18 protein-coding genes are annotated in these 19,593 nt (G+C 54.4%); 3 read left to right on the plus strand and 15 right to left on the minus strand.

The genetic code is table 11. The features are described from left to right. The first annotated feature begins 63 nt into the window (after positions 1–63). Positions 64–1,461, plus strand: a complete 1,398-nt coding sequence (locus ACTQ33_RS15015) for a cation:dicarboxylate symporter family transporter (RefSeq protein ID WP_441465343.1) — start codon at positions 64–66, stop codon at positions 1,459–1,461. Positions 1,462–1,765: 304 nt separating this feature from the next. Here ACTQ33_RS15015 and ACTQ33_RS15020 read toward each other — a convergent pair whose 3' ends face one another. Genes ACTQ33_RS15020 through ACTQ33_RS15045 form a run of 6 tightly spaced genes read right to left on the minus strand, consistent with a single transcriptional unit; the run spans position 1,766 to position 8,130 of the window. Continuing rightward, complete coding sequence (locus ACTQ33_RS15020) at positions 1,766–3,694, minus strand: FAD-dependent oxidoreductase (RefSeq protein ID WP_441465344.1); 1,929 nt, start codon at positions 3,692–3,694, stop codon at positions 1,766–1,768. Between the two features lie 29 nt (positions 3,695–3,723). Further along, positions 3,724–4,596 carry a shikimate dehydrogenase gene (aroE, locus tag ACTQ33_RS15025; protein WP_441465345.1) on the minus strand — a complete coding sequence of 291 codons (873 nt, stop codon included), beginning with the start codon at positions 4,594–4,596 and terminating at the stop codon, positions 3,724–3,726. Positions 4,597–4,614: 18 nt separating this feature from the next. Then, complete coding sequence (locus ACTQ33_RS15030; protein WP_441465346.1) at positions 4,615–5,460, minus strand: sugar phosphate isomerase/epimerase family protein; 846 nt, start codon at positions 5,458–5,460, stop codon at positions 4,615–4,617. Positions 5,461–5,481: 21 nt separating this feature from the next. Beyond that, on the minus strand, positions 5,482–6,003 hold the full coding sequence (locus ACTQ33_RS15035) for a shikimate kinase (RefSeq protein WP_441465347.1): 522 nt from the start codon (positions 6,001–6,003) through the stop codon (positions 5,482–5,484). A gap of 3 nt (positions 6,004–6,006) precedes the next feature. Beyond that, entirely contained in the window at positions 6,007–7,230 is a 1,224-nt protein-coding gene (locus ACTQ33_RS15040; protein ID WP_441465348.1) for an MFS transporter, read from the minus strand. 30 nt (positions 7,231–7,260) lie between these two features. Next, positions 7,261–8,130 carry a shikimate dehydrogenase gene (locus ACTQ33_RS15045; RefSeq protein ID WP_441465349.1) on the minus strand — a complete coding sequence of 290 codons (870 nt, stop codon included), beginning with the start codon at positions 8,128–8,130 and terminating at the stop codon, positions 7,261–7,263. A 211-nt stretch (positions 8,131–8,341) separates the two neighbouring features. Between ACTQ33_RS15045 and ACTQ33_RS15050 the strand changes: the two genes are divergently transcribed. Then, on the plus strand, positions 8,342–9,223 hold the full coding sequence (locus ACTQ33_RS15050) for a LysR family transcriptional regulator (RefSeq protein ID WP_441465350.1): 882 nt from the start codon (positions 8,342–8,344) through the stop codon (positions 9,221–9,223). A gap of 442 nt (positions 9,224–9,665) precedes the next feature. Here ACTQ33_RS15050 and ACTQ33_RS15055 read toward each other — a convergent pair whose 3' ends face one another. From ACTQ33_RS15055 to ACTQ33_RS15095, 9 genes are all read right to left on the minus strand, one after another. After that, positions 9,666–10,679, minus strand: coding sequence for a substrate-binding domain-containing protein (locus ACTQ33_RS15055; RefSeq protein WP_441465351.1), 1,014 nt, complete (start codon positions 10,677–10,679; stop codon positions 9,666–9,668). Between the two features lie 62 nt (positions 10,680–10,741). Then, positions 10,742–11,767 carry an ABC transporter permease gene (locus ACTQ33_RS15060; RefSeq protein ID WP_441465352.1) on the minus strand — a complete coding sequence of 342 codons (1,026 nt, stop codon included), beginning with the start codon at positions 11,765–11,767 and terminating at the stop codon, positions 10,742–10,744. 46 nt (positions 11,768–11,813) lie between these two features. Then, positions 11,814–13,316 carry a sugar ABC transporter ATP-binding protein gene (locus tag ACTQ33_RS15065; protein ID WP_441465353.1) on the minus strand — a complete coding sequence of 501 codons (1,503 nt, stop codon included), beginning with the start codon at positions 13,314–13,316 and terminating at the stop codon, positions 11,814–11,816. A gap of 45 nt (positions 13,317–13,361) precedes the next feature. Then, positions 13,362–14,045: a D-lyxose/D-mannose family sugar isomerase gene (locus tag ACTQ33_RS15070; protein WP_441465354.1), complete on the minus strand. Its 684-nt coding sequence runs from the start codon at positions 14,043–14,045 to the stop codon at positions 13,362–13,364. A gap of 47 nt (positions 14,046–14,092) precedes the next feature. After that, positions 14,093–15,145, minus strand: a complete 1,053-nt coding sequence (locus ACTQ33_RS15075) for an aldose 1-epimerase family protein (protein WP_441465355.1) — start codon at positions 15,143–15,145, stop codon at positions 14,093–14,095. A gap of 5 nt (positions 15,146–15,150) precedes the next feature. Then, positions 15,151–15,729 (minus strand): 6-phospho-3-hexuloisomerase, encoded by a 579-nt coding sequence (gene hxlB / locus ACTQ33_RS15080; protein ID WP_441465356.1) that lies wholly within the window; start codon positions 15,727–15,729, stop codon positions 15,151–15,153. Then, positions 15,729–16,436 carry a ribulose-phosphate 3-epimerase gene (locus tag ACTQ33_RS15085; protein ID WP_441465357.1) on the minus strand — a complete coding sequence of 236 codons (708 nt, stop codon included), beginning with the start codon at positions 16,434–16,436 and terminating at the stop codon, positions 15,729–15,731. Before ACTQ33_RS15085 ends, hxlB begins: the two co-directional genes overlap by 1 nt. A 14-nt stretch (positions 16,437–16,450) precedes the next feature. Beyond that, positions 16,451–17,383 (minus strand): carbohydrate kinase family protein, encoded by a 933-nt coding sequence (locus tag ACTQ33_RS15090; RefSeq protein WP_441465358.1) that lies wholly within the window; start codon positions 17,381–17,383, stop codon positions 16,451–16,453. A gap of 338 nt (positions 17,384–17,721) precedes the next feature. Continuing rightward, a complete protein-coding gene (locus tag ACTQ33_RS15095) occupies positions 17,722–18,927 on the minus strand; it encodes an ROK family protein (protein ID WP_441465359.1) in 1,206 nt (401 codons plus the stop codon). 401 nt (positions 18,928–19,328) lie between these two features. Between ACTQ33_RS15095 and ACTQ33_RS15100 the strand changes: the two genes are divergently transcribed. Then, entirely contained in the window at positions 19,329–19,406 is a 78-nt protein-coding gene (locus tag ACTQ33_RS15100; protein ID WP_441465361.1) for a hypothetical protein, read from the plus strand. Positions 19,407–19,593 lie beyond the last annotated feature (187 nt).

Raw genomic sequence — 19,593 nt, forward strand, 5'->3', positions numbered from 1 at the left:
CCGGCTCTGCGGCACAGAATCCAAACCGGTGAATGCACCGAAGATAGAGAAGGGAGTAATACGATGCAAAGCGCATTTTTTCAAGATTTTCTAAGCATCAGCGACGGAAGAACCGTATTGTTTTTGGTGGTGCTGGCGGCACTGTTCTATGTGATTCATATTCTGTACCATAAGAAGCACATGGACTTTGCCGTGGTTGTGATGATCGGTACCGGCCTGGGCCTGGTGCTGGGTCTGGCCATTCAGCTGGTGGCCGGTTTCCCCGACGCCCCCATGGAGGTCCGGTTTGTCTCCGAAGTCACAACCTGGTTTGCCATGGTGGGCAGCGGTTACATCAACCTCATTAAGATGATCGTTGTACCCCTGGTTATGGTCTCCATCCTGCAGGTTATCATCAACATGCAGCAGGGCAAGACCATGAGCAAGCTGGTGAAAACCACCATTGCCGTGACCATGAGCATGGTGGCAGTGGCCGCCGTTGTAGGCGTTGCGGTCGGTATGATCATGGGTGTCGGCGAAGGCAGCACCTCCGTGGCCGGCGACGCAACGGCCAAGGAGATCACCCCTGTTGCCACCACCGTCAAGAACCTGATTCCCGGCAACATTGTGGAAGCAATGGTCAACAGCAACATCATCGGCCTGGTGATTTTCTCCGCCTTCCTGGGCCTGGCCATCTGGTGGATCAATCACGAGGACCCCGATGATGCAAAGCCCCTGTACGATCTCATCAACAAGTCCCATAAGGCCATGATCAATATGGCTCTGCTGATTCTCGACTATATGCCCTGGGCGGTTATGGCGCTGCTGGCGAACACCATTGCCCAGAGAGGTCTGTCCTCCATTCTGGAGGTGGGCAAGTTCATCATTGCCCTGTACATTGCCGCCGCCGTGCAGTTTGTGGTGCAGCTGGTGCTGCTGGCCGTCCACGGCCTCAACCCCGCCATCTACATGAAGAAATCCTTTGCCACCATGCTGATGGCCTTCACCTCCCGATCCAGCGTGGGCTGCCTGCCTCTGACCATTGAGACCCTGACCAAGAAACTGGGCGTCAATCAGGGTACTGCCAGCTTCGTGGCCGGCTTCGGTACCACTGCCGGTATGCAGGGCTGCGCCGGTATCTTCCCTGCCCTGCTGATCGTGTATGTCTGCAACGTCACCGGCACCCCCCTGGACATCACCATGATCGTTATGACCATCTTTGTTGTGGCCATCGGCTCCCTGGGCATCGCCGGTATTCCCGGCACCGCCACCATGGCTGCTTCCGTGGGCCTGTCCGGCGTAGGCATGGGCGCACAGTTTGCCATGGTCAGCCCCATTCTGGCCATTGACCCCATCATCGATATGCCCCGTACCATGCTGAATGTCACCGGTTCTCTGACCAATGCCATTGTGGTGGACAAGCATATGGGCAGCCTCGACGAAAAGGCCTATAACGACAAGGCCACCGTTCACACCACCTAAGGGTCTGCGGTACGATACCCACCGCAATCCCAGAGCAACATACCGGGTAGAGCCGTGCAGAACGGCTCTACCCACCGAAGACGGGATTTCCCTTCTTCGGATGTCTCTGTGCAGAACTATACAACACCCCACCGGGCGAACAGTACGAAGACTGTCCGGCCGATGGGGTGTTGTTTGCCATGCCCCCAGCTGGGGGTATTTTTATTCGCCGCTGGTACCTGACGGTCCAGTTCATGGCTTCCACCGCATAGCCGGCGCTCTGCTCAACGCAGGCCCGCCTTGCAATGCACTACATTTAACGCCGTTACAACTGCAACGCGGCTTCCAATGCACTGTGGGTAGCGGTGACCGCATTACCGGGGGCTTTGGCAGCCTCGCCAATCACCACGACCTGCGGAGCCACCTTCTCGGCGATCTCCTTCATTGCCGCATTGCTGCGGGAACCCATTGCCAGCACCACGGTGTCGTATCCACGCATGGAGCCGGTGGAGCCGTCGGCCAGAACATAGTCCACACCGTCTGTGTAGAATTGGCTGACCTTGGCGCCGGGCTGCAACTGCACGTGGTTCTCCTCAAAGTTGGCGAACATATAGCGGCGGTTCTCCAGCGTCACATCGGCGGCGATGGTGTCTTTCATCTCTACGATGCCCACGGTGTGGCCCCGCTCCGCCAGGAACTCGGCGGCCTCGCAGCCCACCATACCGCCGCCCACAACCAGGGCCTTCTTGCCAATGACGGCCTTGCCCAGCAGCAGGTCCTGGGCCGTGACATAGCCGCAGGTATCCAGGCCGGGGATGGGCAGAATCAGCGGGTTGGAACCGGTGGCCACGATGATGGCGTCGGGCTTCAGATCGCGCAGGACCGCCTCGTCGGCCTCGGTGTTGCAGCGGATATCCACGCCGGATTCCTGACAGCGAACGATCATAGAGCGGATGGGTTCCGACAGCTGGCCCTTACCGGTGGGGTAGGACGCCACCCGGAAGTTGCCGCCCGGCTCGGAAGACCGCTCCAGCAGCGTGACCGTGTGGCCCCGCTGGGCACAGGCCCAAGCCGCATACAGGCCGCCGGGGCCGCCGCCCACGACGACCACGCGTTTTTTCTCCGCCGCCGGGGTCAGCACATGCTCCAGACCCACGCAGGGGTTCACCGCACAGGTGATGGGATTGCCCGCAAACATGTTGGGGACGCAGCCCAGCAGACAGCCGATGCAGGTGGACAGGGTTTCCAGCTTGCCATTGCGCGCCTTGTTGGGCAGCTCCGGGTCGGCGATGCTCTGACGGCCGAAGGCGATGAGATCGGCACGGCCCTGCTTGACCAGCAGCTCAGCGTACTGCGGCTCGGTGAAACGGCCCACGGCAATCACCGGCACCGTGACGGCGCGGTGAATCTCGCTGACCAGATCGGCGTTGAAACCGCCGTGGGTGATGCCGGGAGCCCACATGAACTCATCATGGAGGTGCACGGCCCGGGTCACATGGATGGCATCGACACCGCACTCCTGCTCCAGATAGGCTGCCACAGCAGCGGCGTCCTGGACGGTCTGGCCGCCCTCCACCTCGTCGCAGGCATTGATGCGGCACAGGATGGGCAGGTTGCCGCCGGTCTTCTTGCGGATATTCTCAATGATGAGCCGGGGCAGGCGCATCCGGTTCTCGAAGCATCCGCCGAACTCGTCGGTGCGGTGGTTGGTACGCTGGGAGATAAAGGTGCTGACCAGATAGCCGTGGGCACAGTGGACTTCCACCATGTCGATGCCGGCCTGCTGCGCCCGGCGGGCAGCGTCGCCGTAGCACTCAATGATCCGGTACAGCTCCTCGTTGGACACAGCCACCGGCGTCTCCCGGCCCACAGCCGTGGGAACGGCGCTGGCGGCTTTCAGGGGGTAGCCGGTCAGCTTGGAATCGCCTTCGGGGCCGGCATGCTGCAACTGAATGGACACCTTGGCGCCGTAGGCATGGCAGGCGTCGGCCACCCGGCGGAAGCTGGGAACGGTGTCGTCGGAGAACAGGCAAGGCTTGCGGGGACCACCCTTGGCCTCGGAGTAGACCACGGTGGATTCAATGGTAATCAGGCCGAACCCGCCCTTGGCACGCGCCTCATAATAGGACAGGGAGCGGTCACTGAGGGAACCGTCCGTATTGGCAAAATTGTTGCCCATGGGCGGCACCACAAAGCGGTTGGGCACCGTCACAGTACCAATCTGCACAGGAGAAAACATTGCGGGGAATTTCATAAAAAAACCTCCAGTTTCAAGGCAATTCGTTACAGGAAGAACTTTTCCAAAACTTCTTGGGCAGGCATATCCTTGCCGGTAAAGAGATGGAACGCGGCGACGCCCTGCCACAGCAGCATACCGATACCGCCCACGGCTTTGGCGCAACCGGCGGCCTTGGCCTCCTCGATCATCCGGGTTTCCTTGGGGTTGTAGACCGTATCGGCCACCACCAGCTCCGGACGGAACCAGGCAGCATCCACCAGGGTTTCCTTCTCCAGCGGCTTCATGCCGACCTTGGTGGCGTTGATCAGAATGTCGCAGTTTTTGATGGCAGCGGCCAGAGCGTCCTGCTCTTCCAGGGCCGTGATGGAAACCTTACAGCCGGGTACGGCTTCGCGCAGCGCTTCCACTGTGTGTTCTCCTCTGGCGTAGAACTCGTCCTTGCGATTGAAAATGGCGATCTCTGCCGCGCCGTCCAGAGCGGTCTGGACACAGATGGCCGTAGCAGCGCCGCCGGCGCCCAGAACCACCAGCTTTTTGCCGCTGACGCTTACGCCGTGCTCCTGAAGGTTGCGGACAAAGCCGATGCCGTCGGTGTTGTGGCCCGTCAGCTTGCCGTCGGGGCCGACGGTGACCGTGTTGCAGGCGCCGATGAGGCGGGCAGCCGGGGAAATCTCGTCCACATACTGTGCCACCGCCGTCTTACAGGGCATGGTTACGTTGAAGCCGCCCACCTTCAGCAGCTTCAGGGCCTCCACAGCCTCGCCGGTCTTTTCCAGCGGAATGTCAAAGGCCAGATAGGCCGCGTCGATGCCGGTCCGCGCAAAGCTGTAGTTGTACATGGCCGGGGAGCCGGAATGGCCCACGGGAGAGCCGATGAGGCAGTAAAGCTGTGTATGTCCAGAAATTCTTGCGTCCATTTGATGATTCCTCCTGTCTTACTGTTCCAGTACCTGGGGCCATGCCTGCTCCAGCACAGCCTTGGTCGCGTCATAATTTTCCTTGGCGGCGGCAGCCACGCCGTGGCTGAGAATCTCGTCGCTGATGACCTCCACGCCCATGACCGCAGGCTCGATGCCCTTTTCGCGAATCATGCGTACAAAACCGGCGGTGTCGCCATGGCCGGTGCCGGGCATCATCCGGTCGTGCATGGACTCATCGCGCAGGATGGACTTGGCATAGGGATGGGCCTGAACGTCGTTGATCTGTACAGAGACGATCTTGTCGGCGGGGATGCCTTCCAGCACCGAGGGGTCATAGCTCTGACCGGCACGAATCCAGTGCCAGGAATCCAGAATCAGCTTGGCGTTGTCGCAGCCGGAAGCCTTAACCACTGCCCAGGCCTTTTTCACATCGGGCAGGCCGCTGTAGGGCATGGGCTCCACGCCGATGGTGTAGCTGCCGGCCCGGTGGCACAGCTCCCGCAGCTTCTGGGCCGTGTACTCCACGGAGTAGTTCTCCATCAGGCCGCAGTTGATATGGGAGACGCCGAACAGCTTGCACATATGGAAGCACATCTGCTCCTTGTACTTCTGCTCATAGGAGCGGTTGGCCTCGGCCCACTGGACGATGTACTCCACCTCCGTGACCTTCATGTCGTACTTTTTGAGAATGGCCAGGATATCCTCGTCGAACAGTCCCTCATTCAGGGCGTCCACATACGTTTCGGCCCGCAGGCCGATGCCTTCAAAACCGGCAGCCTTGGCAGCTGCTACCCGCTCCTCAAAGGTACACTGGTCGCCCAGGGTCCAGGAGCTGATGGTGATGGGATATTTCTGAGACATGCGATATTCCTCCTATAAAATTCAATGGTTGGAACCGGAAGATGCCGTCTGCTGCAGCACCATCTGGCAGATTTCCGCAATGGTTCGGTCCGAGGTGTCGACAATCAGGTCGGCGGCAGCCTCGTATTTCGGGCGGCGCTGTTCCATCAGCGCTGTGATGTACGGGACATCCTTGTGTCCCTCCAGCAGGGGCCGATTGTGATCGTCCCGCACTCTCTCCAGAATCACCTCGGGCCGGGCCGTCAGCAGCACCACCGTGCCGCCGCGGCGCATGGCCGCCACATTTTCCTCCCGCATAGGCACGCCACCGCCGCAGGAGACGACGCAGGGCTCACTGTTAGAGAAGCGTTCCAGCAATGCCGTTTCACAGGCGCGGAAATAGTCCTCCCCTTTTTGGGCGAAAATCTCGGGAATGGACATCCCCTCCTGCTCCGCGATGCACTGGTCCATCTCCACCACCTTTCGATGCAGCAGCTGTCCCAGCGCCTGCGAAACCGAAGTTTTACCAGCGCCCATAAATCCAATGAGAAACAGGGTATTCATGGCTTAGCCCTCCCTGGCCGCAGCCCGTTCCCGCTTGAGGCAGGCGTTGAGGTACAGAGCCAGCAAAATGCCAATCAGCGTCACCGCCATGTTGAACAGCAGTACCAGACGGGGCCCTTCCGCACCGCCCACCCGGGTCAGGACGCCGGCCACGCTGACCACCAGATAGTTGGCCACGCTGGAAGCGATCATGACAATGGAGGTGATCACGCCGCGGTTTTTGGGAAACATCTCATTGGCTACGGCCGTCACCAGCTGCAACACGCCGCCGGCAGCGAAGAAGCCCAGCAAAAAGCCGCCGGCCAGGCACATCACCGGCTGTTGGATGAAATAGATCGCGCCCAACGTCACCAGGGCCACCACAGGATAGGCCACCAGAATTTTGGCAGGCTCCACATTCCGCTTCAGCAGCGCCGCGCTGACAAACAGGGCCAGAACAATGCCGACCGAATAAAAGGATTGAATCTTACTGGGATCTGCCAATCCATACAAGGTACCCAGCTCTTGATTACAGTTGAGCCAGAGCATAAACGTGGTGGAGGTGGTGAAGCCCAGGCACACCAGGGCAATGGCGGCCGGAGTGAATTTCATACGCTCCTTTTTGGTGTTTGCCGTCTTAATCGTCCGCTCAAAGGGCGGGAACGGCAGGAAAACCAGGAAGATACCGTCGATTACAATAATTGCCGCCGTCACCAGGAAGATGGTGTTGAAGGGCAGCTCCCGAACCGCCACAAAGCTGATGGCAAAGGGCAGCAAAAACTGGGCAATGGAGATAGACAGCTTGGTAAAAATATTGGCAATGGTACCCTTTTCCCGGAAAATCTCCATGCAGGACGGAGTGATGCTGGTATCCAGGAAAGAGTTGGCCATGCCGCTGATGATGGCCAGCGCGTATCCGATGTACAGGTTGGGGGAAAATGTCACTGCCAACAGGAAAATGGCATACAGTGCACAGCCGATCAGCGCCGACAGACGGCGGCCCAGCCGGTCCGACAGGGGGCCCGCAACCGGGAAGGCAATCAGACGGCCCAGGCCGATGGCGGCGATGACGGCCACCACGCCGGAGACGTCATAGGTGCCGTCCGCCAGGGTAGCCGCGTTCCACATGGCGGCAAAGTCCTGCTTGTACTGTCCCATGATGGACGCCGCGATGCCCAGTACAAAATAGGTGATATACAACGCTACAGCGGTGGGATAGTACTTTCTGGCATTGAAAGTCTCGTTCATAACTCCAAGATTCCTTTCTCTCAAAATGATTTACGGGGATTCATACAGCAGCTTGCGGATTTCCTCCACCGGCATTTCCAGGCCGCTGTACAGATGGAACGCCTCCGCTCCCTGGCACAGCAGCATGCCCAGGCCGTCAAAGGTCCGGCACCCGGCTGCCTTGGCGTCCCGCAGCAGCCGCGTCTGGGGCGGCGCGTAGACCACATCGGTCACCACCAGCTCCGGCCGGAACCAGGAGCTGTCCGGGATCATGGTGTCGTCCACGTTGGGCTCCATGCCCACCCGCGTCGCATTGGAAAGGATATCGCATCCATCAATGGCGCGGCGCAGCGTTGCCGTATCCGCCAGATCGTGCAGAGACAGGGTGCAGGACGGCGCCGCCTCACCGATGGCTTTGACACGCTGGGTGATCTGGTCCCAGAAGGCGTCCCGCAGGTTGAAAATGGCAATCTCCGCCGCCCCGTCCAGAGCCGCCTGAATGGCAATGGCCGAGGCCGCACCGCCGCCGCCCAGCAGAACGATCTTCTTTCCCTTCACGTCCACGCCGCCGCGGCGCAGATTCTGCGTATAACCGCAGCCGTCGGTATTGTGGCCCACCAGAACGCCATCTTCATTGACAATTGTGTTGACAGCCTGGATGGCTGCCGCCGCCGGTGTCAGCCGGTCCAGATACGGGATCACCGCTGTTTTACAGGGCATGGTCACGTTGGCCCCGCGCATGGACAGGGTACGCATGGCTGCCACCGCGGCGCCGATCTGCGTCTGAGAAATGTCAAAGGCCAGATAGGCCCAGTCCAGGCCGAATTTCTGAAAACAGTAATTGTACATGGCGGGGGACTTGGAATGTGCCACAGGCGTTCCCAGCAACCCCAGCAGTTTTGTGGTTCCGGATATCTGCACGATGTTCTCCTCCTTTTTCGTAACACCTTTGTGCATATCCATCATAATATATTGATAAAAAAATATCAAATCGATTAGCAGGCATGTATTGATAGATTTTTTCTATAATCTGTGGTATAGTAAAGCTGACAGAGCGCTCAGAACGCAGCCGTCGGAAACAACCGTTTTTCTGCGATCTCTGCCACATTTCATAGTGAAACGGGGGAGTTTTATGAATCTGTCTCATTTGCGATATTTTGTGGAGCTGGCCCATACCAAGCACTACACACAGGCAGCGGCACATCTCTGTATCACACAGCCCAGCCTCAGCCATGCCATTGCACAGTTGGAAGCAGAATTGGGCGTACCGTTATTTGAAAAGGATGGCCGCGCCATTACACTGACCCGCTTTGGAGAACAGTTTCTGCACTGCGTACAGCAGTCCCTGGACACCCTGGATGAAGGCGTGAGTGCCATCCAGCGGGTGGTTCGCGGCGAGGGCATGATTCGGCTGGGCCTGCTGCGCACCCTGGGCATCGAGTATGTACCGTCTCTGGCAGCCCAGTTTTTAAAGAACAATCCCGGCAAAAACATCCGTTTTACTTTCCATACAGGCACCACACAGCAGCTGTTGGAGGATTTGCTGGCCAAACGGTGCGATCTGGCCTTCTGTTCCCAGCCGCCTCCGTCCATGGGGCTGACCGCCGTGCCGGTACAGGAGCAGGACCTGGTATTGATCGTTCCGCGTGATCATCCGCTGACAGCCAAGCATACGGTGACGCTGGCTGATACCCTGCCGTATCCTCAGGTCTTTTTCTCCAAAAGCTCCGGCCTGCGCAACGTGGTTGACCGTCTTTTTGAACAGATTGATGGTACGCCCAACATTGCATATGAGACAGAAGAAGATCAAGTCATTGCCGGATTGGTAGCTCAAGGTTTTGGGATTTCTGTTGTTCCCTATATGGAGCTTTTGCTGCGGCTTAACGTGAAGATTCTGCAAATTTCCCAGCCTGCCTGGGAACGGAAATTCTATCTGGTCAGCAATCCCAATACCTATGAATCGCCCGTTGTCCGGCAGTTTATCCAATTTGTACTCGGAACGGAGACATTGTAATCTTTCACAAAAGAACCTCACTATGTTTGTGTCGGATAAATTTTGTTTATTTTATTATAAAAATAATTATGGGTATCAACGTGAAACAGCCAATCAAAAAATAACGAAAAACAGTCCCAAAACTGGCAAATTCCTCTGCTGAGAGGTCCAGCTTCAAGAGAGAAGCGACGGCCTCGACCCCTGCCCCCATACCCGAATTGACGTCCAGAAAATACAGTCGTAAAAGGGAGATGGAATAAAAGAGGACATACTTCAAAACGACAAACTATTTTCAAGTTCTTCTGCTGCCGCTGCTTTTGCTGCAGGCTATAATTTTTGAGGCATAACAATGCTCCCCCTATGATTGACAGTTTGATCTCACTGTCTCACATAGAGGGAGCAAATCATTTTGGTTGTTTCACCCTATATGGCTTTGATCCGGCAATGCGCCATGGATGCGCAATTAGTCCTCAAAATCAGCCACATTGTCACTGGTTACAGTGGTAACACCAGTATCCACGACAACGCCACCCAGGTCTTCGCCCTCCATCAGGGAGATGGCAGCCTTGATAGCCTCGGAGCCCATCACATCGGGGTTCTGAGCCATGAAGGCCAGCAGAGCGCCGTCGTTGACCAGAGCACGGTTGGAAGCGGAGTTATCAAAGCCTACACAGATGATGTCAGCACCATTGGCGTTGGCTTCCTTGACAGCGTTGCCAGCACCGTTGGTGGCACCGTCATTCGCGCCATAGACAGCAATCACGCCGTCCTGAATCAGAGCATTGGTAATTTCCTGAGCCTTGGAAGCGTCGCCATCGGAGTACTGAACCTCGCCCATGGTGAAGCCGGTGCCCTCAAACGCGGAAATGAAGCCATCCACGCGGTCGATGCAGGACTGCACGCCAGCCTGAGCAGAGACAATACCAATGGTGCCCTCGGTGAGGCCCTTCTCGTCCAGATACGTCAGCATCTGCTCACCGGCCTGCGCGCCTGCGGCATAGTTGTTGGTAGCGTAAGTAGCGGAGCCCTCAATCGTGGAGGGAGAGTCCACATAGATGATCTTGATGCCGGCGTCAATGGCAGCCTGGATGGCATCGTTACAAGCGGTGGAGTCATTGACAGCGATGATGATAACATCGGAGCCATTGTTGGTAGCGGTCTCGATCATCTGGATCTGCTGCGCGTTGTCCTTCTTCTCGGGAGCCAGCCAGTTCAGGGTCACGTCGTAGCCCTGAACCTTATACTCTTCCACGGTGGCCTCTGCAGCGGCGTGCAGCTTCACCCAGTGCACATCCATCTGATCCATGGTGATCAGAGAAATGGTGCAGGACAGGCCTTTGCCTTCACCGCTGCCGGTATCGCCGGTGTTGGTGTCGGTAGCATTGGTGTCACCGGTGTTGGCCGTGCCACCGCCGCCGCAAGCGGCCAGGGACAAAGCCATGATCAGTGCGAGAGCAAGAGCAAGAATTTTTTTCATGATTACGTCTCCTTTTTTTAATTTATGTGCAAAGCGTTACCGCCTTGTACCAAGAAAATGGATCAGGCTGCCTTGGAAGTTTGCTTTTTTTCCTTCTTCACGGGTTTCTTGCTGTCACGGCGCAACACGTCGAATAGGACGCAGGCTACCACGATCAGACCAATGATGATGTTGCGGAAAGCAACAGGCACATTGGCGAACGTCAGGCCGCTCTGGAGAATCGCCCACACACTGGCGCCGGCAATAACACCCACCAGCAGGCCACTGCCGCCCAGGGTGGAAACACCGCCGATAACAGCTGCGGCCACAGCGTACATCTCATAGCTGGTACCGGCGCTCATGTCGCCCATACCGGACTGTGCCATAATGATCAAACCGGTGAGGAAAGCGCAGAACGAAGAAACCATATAGGCCTTGGTGGTGGTCGCAAAGACATTGACGCCGGACAGACGGGCCGCATCCACATTGGAGCCGATGGCATAAATATGGCGGCCGGAGCGCGTAAAGGTGAGCAGATAGAAGAAAATGGCCCATACAATCAATCCAATCCAGACACCGTTATAGAGGCCCAAGGTCTTGCCGTAGTAGAGAATATCCTTGAACATCTGGGCAGCGCCTTCGCTGCCGATGTTATCAGTGTTATAGTTGCCGTTGGCAAGCTGGGCAACGCCACGGGCAATGGTCATGGTGCCTAGTGTACCGATGAAGGGAGGCAGCTTGAACTTGCCCACCAGAAGGCCGTTGATAAAGCCCGTCAGCATGCAGGCCAGGAATGCAACCAGCACGGCAACCACAGGATGGGAGCCGTTGCACATCATGGTGGCAGAGATCATGGCGCTCATGCCCAGCACAGAACCAATGGACAGGTCAATGTTGCCGGTGATACAGACGTAAGCCTGGCCAATGCCGACCAGCAGGAAAGGAATCACAGAACGCGCCAAAGTCAGAAGACTGTTGGGCTTGGCAAAGTTGGGGTTCAGGATAGAAAAGATGATCATCAAAACGATGACGCCGGCAAAGGCAGTTAAAACAGAGGCGATGCCCCGGATAGCCAAAAACCTCTGCATCGGGTTCAGCTTTTTTTGCATGACGCAAACTCTCCTTTACTGTGTTGAAATAGGGGAATCACATGTGTCAGTTGGAGCCAAACTGGGTGGCAAAGGTCATGATTTCCTCCTCGGTGGTGTTACGGGGGTCCACCTCACCGGTAATCCGCCCATTGCACATGACCAGAATTCGGTCGGAGATACCCATGGCCTCTGGCAGCTCGCTGGAAACAATGATGACAACCACACCGTTTTCTTTCAGTTGGTTAATGATCTCATAGATTTCCACCTTCGCGGCCACATCAATACCACGGGTGGGCTCGTCAAAAATAACCACGCGGGAATTACGGGCCAGCCACTTGGCCACAACCACTTTCTGCTGGTTACCGCCGGACAGGCTGCCGGCATCTACCTCAGCGGAAGACATCTTGATGGTAAGAGAAGACTTTCCCTTCTCAATCATCTTGTTTTCCTTACGACGCGACACAGTACCAAACATATTGCAGATCAGATCCAGATTAGGCAGGGCAATATTGTTGCGGATGGATAGCTTTGTACACAGGCCGTCCTTTTTCCGATCCTCAGGGGCCAACACGATACCCTGACGAATGGCGTCTGCAGGATTGTGAATGACCAGCTGCTTGCCATCTAGAATAATCTCCCCACTGTCTTTGGAATCAGCGCCAAAGATGGCACGCATGGTCTCGGTGCGGCCGGCACCCACCAAACCGGAGAATCCCAGTACCTCGCCTTCGTATGCATCAAAGCTGATGTCCTTGACCATACGACCGGCCTGAAGGTGCTTGATCTCCAATACCTTTTTGCCCCGAGGAACGGTTTTCCGTGGGAACTGGTTGGTGATCTCATGGCCCACCATATTGGCAATGATCTGCTCCATGGTGAAATCGGTAAATTTACCTTCCGTGATATAGTGACCGTCCCGCATGATGGTAACGCTGTCCACGATGTGGTGCAGTTCCTGAAGACGGTGACTGATGTACACAATGGCACAACCTTGGCTGCGCAGTTCCCGCACAATGCGGAACATTTCATCAATCTCTGCGTTGGACAGCGCAGAGGAAGGTTCGTCCATCACCAGTACCTTGGCGTTAATCAGGAGGGCTTTGGCAATTTCCACCATCTGCTGGCGGCCCACGGTCAAATCGCCCACGGTGGTGTTGGGGTCCAGATCATGGATGCCCAGCTTGGCCAGCTGCTCCCGGGCCTGCCGATTCATCTCTGCAGTATCCAGATGACCGCCCTTGCGGAGCTCACGGCCCAGGAACATATTAGCGGACACAGACAGATGCTGGCACATATTCAGTTCTTGGTGGATGATGGCCACGCCCAGCGCCTGGGCCTGCTTGGTATTCAAGTCCCCCTCCACTTTATGACCAAATATTTCGATATTACCGGAATCTCTGGTGTATACGCCTGAGAGAATTTTCATCAGGGTGGATTTGCCGGCGCCGTTCTCTCCCAGCAGCGCCATGACCTCGCCTGCTCTCAGATGAAGCTGAACGTCATCCAAAGCCTTGACGCCGGGGAAGGTTTTGGTGATATGCTCCATAGAAACAGCATATTCGCTCATTATGGGGCTCCTTTCTATTATTGTCGCCGGAGAAAAGGAATTTGCTCAGTCCTTTGCGGGGGGATACTCGTTGCAGAGCAGACGGTAGGGCGGCTCATCCTCCTCAATGGTGGGGAAACGGCCCAGAGGTTCATAAAAGCGGTTGTCGGTATTGTCATCGTTGCACATGCTGACTTCACCGACCAGAGCCGTGCCGGAACCGGGCTGAATGGTGAATTCATGATAATAGTAGGGATATAGACTCAGGCTCTCGCCGGGGTGCAGAACGATCTCTGTACCAGCGGGCACCATGTAGCGCCGGCCATCCTGGCAGATTTCCACATCCGTGTCTGCCAGCTTCTCGTCGGGGGTAGCGTTCCACAGGCGGAAGACTATGTTACCGCCGCCGCGGTTAATGATATCCTCCATCTTGTTCCAATGGAAGTGATTGGGAGAAACCTGGCCCTCACGGATCATCATGATTTTCTCAGCGTAGGTCTTGGTGTACTTGGCATTCTTGGTATTGCCATTGCGGATGGTGATCAGAGCCAGGCCCAGCTTATCATAGTTGCCCATACCGTAATCAGTGACGTCCCAACCCAGAGCATTGTCGCGAATTTCATCATACTCATGGTTCTTTTCCGCCCACTCCTCAGGGGTAAAGCTGAGGAACGGGGGCAGCTCAAAATGATACTCCTTCAGCATGGCTTCAAACTCTTTAATGATTGCGTTGATTTCAGAACGTTTCATAATTGGTCCATCTTCCTTCCGTTTGAAATTTATAAAATTGAGATTTTTTACAGCTTTAAAAGGGCCTCGGCCTGCGCACGGACTGCCGCCAGTTCCTCCGGCCCCTCCAGAATGGAGAACGAGAGGACGTTGGTCTCCTTGGCAAAGGGGGCCAGATGGTGCAGTGTTCCATCTGCTTCATGACGGAGACGGCCATAGACACAGGAGTTGGAGGGCTCCAATCCGAGAACATAGTCCCCGGAAGCAGTGGACTTCCACTCCATAAAATAGGGGAGATTCTTTCTGGAAAACTCCACCTTGACACCGATACCCAGCTTATCATTGAGTACATAAACTTGGCTGTTGCCCTGGGCATCGGCCATCAAATCATGGATAAACACATATTCCGGCTCATTGTCACGGGGCGCTTCCATCCGGTTCCAGCGATCCTCATGGCCCTCGGTGATTTTATCCCGCGGCGTCACCTGCCGGGTGGCCATCACCAACTCTGTACCCTCGTCCAAAAGCGGATACCCCAAGTTGATATGATAGAGGAGCATTAACGGTTCGCTGCGGTAGCCCTGGTTTTCCACGGTGTCGGTAACAGTGATCTTCCGTTCTCCTAAGCGGGTTTCCACAGTACGGCGAAGAACCAAATTCTCTCCAAACAGTTCCGCCTCCCGCATCTCGCCACTACAGCGGAGGATATATTGATCTCCTTCCCATACACCGTCGGCGCTGATATGCTCAGCAGGTGTCGTACGGATACGACCATGCATGGGATAGTCTTTACCATTCAGGTTGCAGGGGGCACAGATATTTTCCAAGCCGGCAGTGAAGAATAGACCGCCCATGATACTGCGCAGCGCCTCGTCGCCGTGGGTGTCGTAGTGGTTGCGTCCCTGAAGACCCGGCTTAGAGAGAAAGTTCAGATTGATGCCTTTGTAGCAAAATTCTTCCACATCCAGGCACTTATCCGACAAAATTCGATAGTTTAGAGGGCCGTTTTTCACTTCGTAAGCGCGAAGTCCCTTGGCGCGTCCCTCTTCAAACGTCACAGGCCGTATGTACGCCAACTGCTGCAGGCTGCCCACCCGGCGCAAAAGTTGTTCTCTGTCCATGGGGCTTACTCCAGATTGGCGTGGTACTGCCACAGGCTCTTCATATCCAGCTTCTGTTCCTTGATAATCATCTTGGCCAGAATGTCTCCTACCAACAGGAGGGTCTGCTCGAAAAGGGACGTCATGGGCTGACAGGAGTCAATCTCATCCTCCAGATAAAACTTGGTTCGTACAGGAATCCGAACCATAAAATCGCAGATATCCTTCATCTCACTGTTGGGGTTGGAGCCAATGTGAACAATCTTGCAATCCACCGTGGTCCGTGCCTTCTTGGCAATACCCAGCGGGAAGAGCGAAGCGCCGGAACCGGAGCCGACGATCAAAAGATCATTCTTAGTGATGGCGGGCTCGGTGATCTCGCCCACATAATGGGTTTTAATGCCCAAGTGAGCCAGCCGCTTGCACACGCTCTGCAAACTCAGCAGTACTCGGCCCACACCGACAAAAAATACCTGATCCGCCGACAGAATCTCCCGGCACAGCCGCTCCAAAGAGGCAGGGTCGATGCTTTGCAGAGTCCGCTGCAACTCGTCCAGCACCGCGCCGCTGGTCTCCTGATAGGTCCTTGCAAATTGTTCACTCATTACTGATTTCCCCCTAAAATCTCGCTCCGCAGCTGATGGAGTTTGCCGAAATCCTCCTGCAAATGGTCTTTGCGCACACAGGTGCTGCCCACTACAAACAGATCTACATCCTCCTTGCCATACTCCCGTACATTGTCCAAGGAAACCCGACCGTCAATCTCGATCTTTGTAGCAAGTCCCCGCTCCCGGATCATCTGCCGCAGTTCGCGGATCTTCCGGGTGCCGTAGTCCACCTGCTTCTCACCTTTGACAAAGGCGTAGCCGGGATTGATCAGCATTAACAGTACAGTGTCGCATTTGTCCAGCACATACTCCACAGTGGAGAGCGGCGTGGCGGGTTTCAGCGCCAGGCCTGCCTTAACACCGGCTGCATGGATGCGGTTGAGCATACCGTCGATGTGAGGCTCGCTTTCGGCGTGAAAGACGATCTGCTCCACACCGATATCCAGCAGTTCATTGATAAAGTAATCCTGCTCTGTCACCATAACATGACAATCAAAAAACAGGTTTGTACGGCTGCGAAGCTGCCGCACCGTGTCCAGACCCAGGGGCATACTGGGACTAAAATGGCCGTCCAGAATGTCCACATGCAGCATACCGATGCCACTGTTTTCAATCTCCCGAACCGATTGCTCCAAGTTGCACAGATCGCAGCAGGAGATCAACGAGGGCGTATAAATTAAAGAGGTATTCCAGATATCGTTCATGACCATCCAGCTCCTTAGCCGAGATATTGCTCAATCTGCTGCCGGGTGGGCAGCGAGGGAATCGCGCCCTTACTCTGCACACAAATCCAGCCAGCTATATTCCCGTACTCCATCGCCTTGCGCAGGATCTCCTCTGTAATCTGGGATGCCTGCTCCACTCCCTGAATCCGGAGACTGGAAAGGAAACCGCCCCAAAACGCATCGCCTGCGCCGGTGGCATCCACACACACCGCCTTGCGGCCGGGAATATTCAGTATCTTATCCTGGAAAAAGCACCGGGCGCCGTTGCCGCCCAGGGTTTCGACGATCAGCGTCAAATGATAGCGTTCCATCAAAGCGGGCAGATTCTCTTCGCCGCCCATCATGGTCACTTCTTCCTCACTGATCTTTAAGAGATCCACATACGGGAGAATTTCAAAAACTCTAGCAGCACAGGCATCTTGATTGTCATTCCACATCAAATTGCGGTAGTTGACATCAAAGCTGACCAGCTTGTTCTTTTCTCTGCCAAGCCGCAGCGCCCGGACTGTAGCCTCAGCCACAGGCGATGCAGACAGGGAACAGGAACCGGCGTGGACAATCGCCGTGTCGGCAATGTCCTCTTCCTTCACGTCTGCCTCCGATAAAAACATATCGGCGCCGGGCTTTCTGGCAAAAGTAAAACTGCGGTCGCCGTCCGGCGCCAGTGTGACAAATGCCATGGTGGTGATGGCTTCACTGCACAGTTGGGGGCGAATGGCCCGAACGCCGCAGTCCTTCAGAGTATCCATCAGAAAACGGCCAAAGTCATCGTCGCCAACAGAACAGCACATGCCGGATTTCAACCCATTGCGGGCTGCAGCGATTGCTACATTGGCCGGCGCACCACCGGCGTTTCTTATGTAACTCCCCTGCTCACTGCCGGGAATAAAATCAATTACCATCTCGCCAATACTGTATAGGTCCATCGGCGTGTCTCCTTTTTATTTTGTATATTTGATTTACTAAATTGTTGTTTTTACACTAACACGCCGAATTACACCTGTCAATTCTTTTTTGTTGGCTTATTTTTACACTAAGGATATCTGGCTGCGTTTTCGAGAAAATCTTCTCCATCCAAAAGTTTGCCGTGCTATAAAAAGCAATGTTTATACGCGTCAATTAATGATTTTTTAATGCAAATATTCTCTTTTTTATTTTTGCATTTGTTAAAATAGTAGATTTTTGTTTTGAAATACAAAAAAGGCGGCTGCTGTAAAGCAGTCACCTTTTCTTTAAAACGCAATTATTGAATGCACACACTAATTTAGTTTCGACGTTCAAGCGTTAGTTTTCCAGAGAAAATTTGTACAACAGCATTGCATGCAGCGCCATATAAAGAAGCATCTTGCATAAAGTAAGCCTTCTTTACTAATACCGGCTCATCCCACGCTACAAAGCGTCGGCGGTTAATTTCTTCCTCTAATTCGGCAATGTAGTTGTCTTTCCAATATACACTGTCATTGCCCAACAAAATTAACTCACTGTTTAGTATATTGATTATACTAACTACAGCAGTTGCTAACTTCTCCACTGCATCCTGAAAAATCATATCCACATTTTTGTTGCCCTCTAGCTTGCCGAACGCTTGATATGTATAGTACTTACCGGTGTGATACCGCAGTTTCTTCAGCAACTCTGGAGATCGTATATAAGTCTCCAAGCAGCCTTTATTTCCACACTGGCAAGGCTTTCCGTTAGCATCAATACTAACGTGACCCATTTCTGGTGGAAGTCCTCGGCGGTTGCAGTATAGCTGGCCGTCACTAATAATGCCGCAGCCCACACCTTCACTGATTCCAATAAATAACACATCATGGTATCCTCTGGCATTGCCGTAGAGACTCTCAGCCAGCAGTGCGCTTTGGTTGTCGTGATCCAAAAAAACTGGAAGGTGATAGCGCTCCTGAATGATTTGTACTATGTTAAAATTTTGAATTCCAAAGAAGTAAAAAGGTTTTAAAATCATACCTGAAGCAATACTAATGGGGCCCACTGACGCCACTCCCACAGCAGCCACATTATCCTCTTCAAAAAGAACCGTATCCAGGAGTTGGTATACCGTCTGAATCAGTTTCTCCTCTGTCATATCCTCCATCGTGGCCTTTTCCCGCTTCAATACATGGAGATTCAAATCACAAAGGATACATTCGCATCTATCGCGCGAAATCGCTAGACCAGCCACCTTTGGAGCATCTGGTGAGATCACCAGGCGAATTGGATTTCGGCCCGGCTCTTCATTTCGAACAACCTCTTTCTCCTCCAATATTCCAAATTCTATTAGTTCTGACACAATATTGGAAATAGCCATTTTGCTTAATCCAGTTTCCCGTACAAGTTCACTTCTAGTTGTACATCCGCCCGTAGCTACCATTTTGGTCACAAGCCCCCGGTTGATTCTCCGGTTGTCGCTTCCGTTTTTTCCCATTCGCTCCAACATAGCTAATAAACCTCTCCGACCATTTTTGATCATTTCATTTTTCTGAATATTTTAGAAGATACCCAAGAGTTTGTCAAGGACACAACCATAGGGCTGTAATTTAGTTTTTAGTTGTTGCGATGATATGTGACATATAAAAAGAAAAACAGTTCAACTACTCGAAAATCAAAGAGCAATCCTGGGATTCTGAAATACTGGGCTTAATTGCCGCGATTTAGAAAAAGGCCGGAATGCAGGAAGTGTACTTGAGGCAGCGGCCGGAAAAACTGGAGAAATTGGTTGATATTTCCAAAATTTAGAGTATCAAGACATCCACGGCCATCGAAGGGATCGTGACCACCAGTACCCGTATCCGTCAGTTGGTGGATGAATCCCCCAAGAAACCGGGATGAACAGGAAATAGCCGGTTATCGGGATGTAAAGAGGGATATGAAATTGCATTTTCTAACCCCTCTGTTGAACTTTGGTTCCTGCTGCACTTTCAGAACCAGACTGCCCCACTGGAAAACTGAGACTATCCCAAGTTTTGTGTAAACCTTCTGTGTGGTGTAGAATAGAGGCACCGCATAGGAGGTTTTACATATGGCCAGAAAGAATCGTACCCCGGAAGAAAATGCCCGTAGGGAAAAAATCCGTGAGCTGCTGCAGATGGCAAACATCGGCAGTATGGATGACATTCAAAATCTGTTCAAGGAGACC

It is taken from the genome of Candidatus Avoscillospira sp. LCP25S3_F1, from assembly GCF_052117125.1.
In the GTDB taxonomy this organism is placed as follows: domain Bacteria; phylum Bacillota; class Clostridia; order Oscillospirales; family Oscillospiraceae; genus Avoscillospira_A.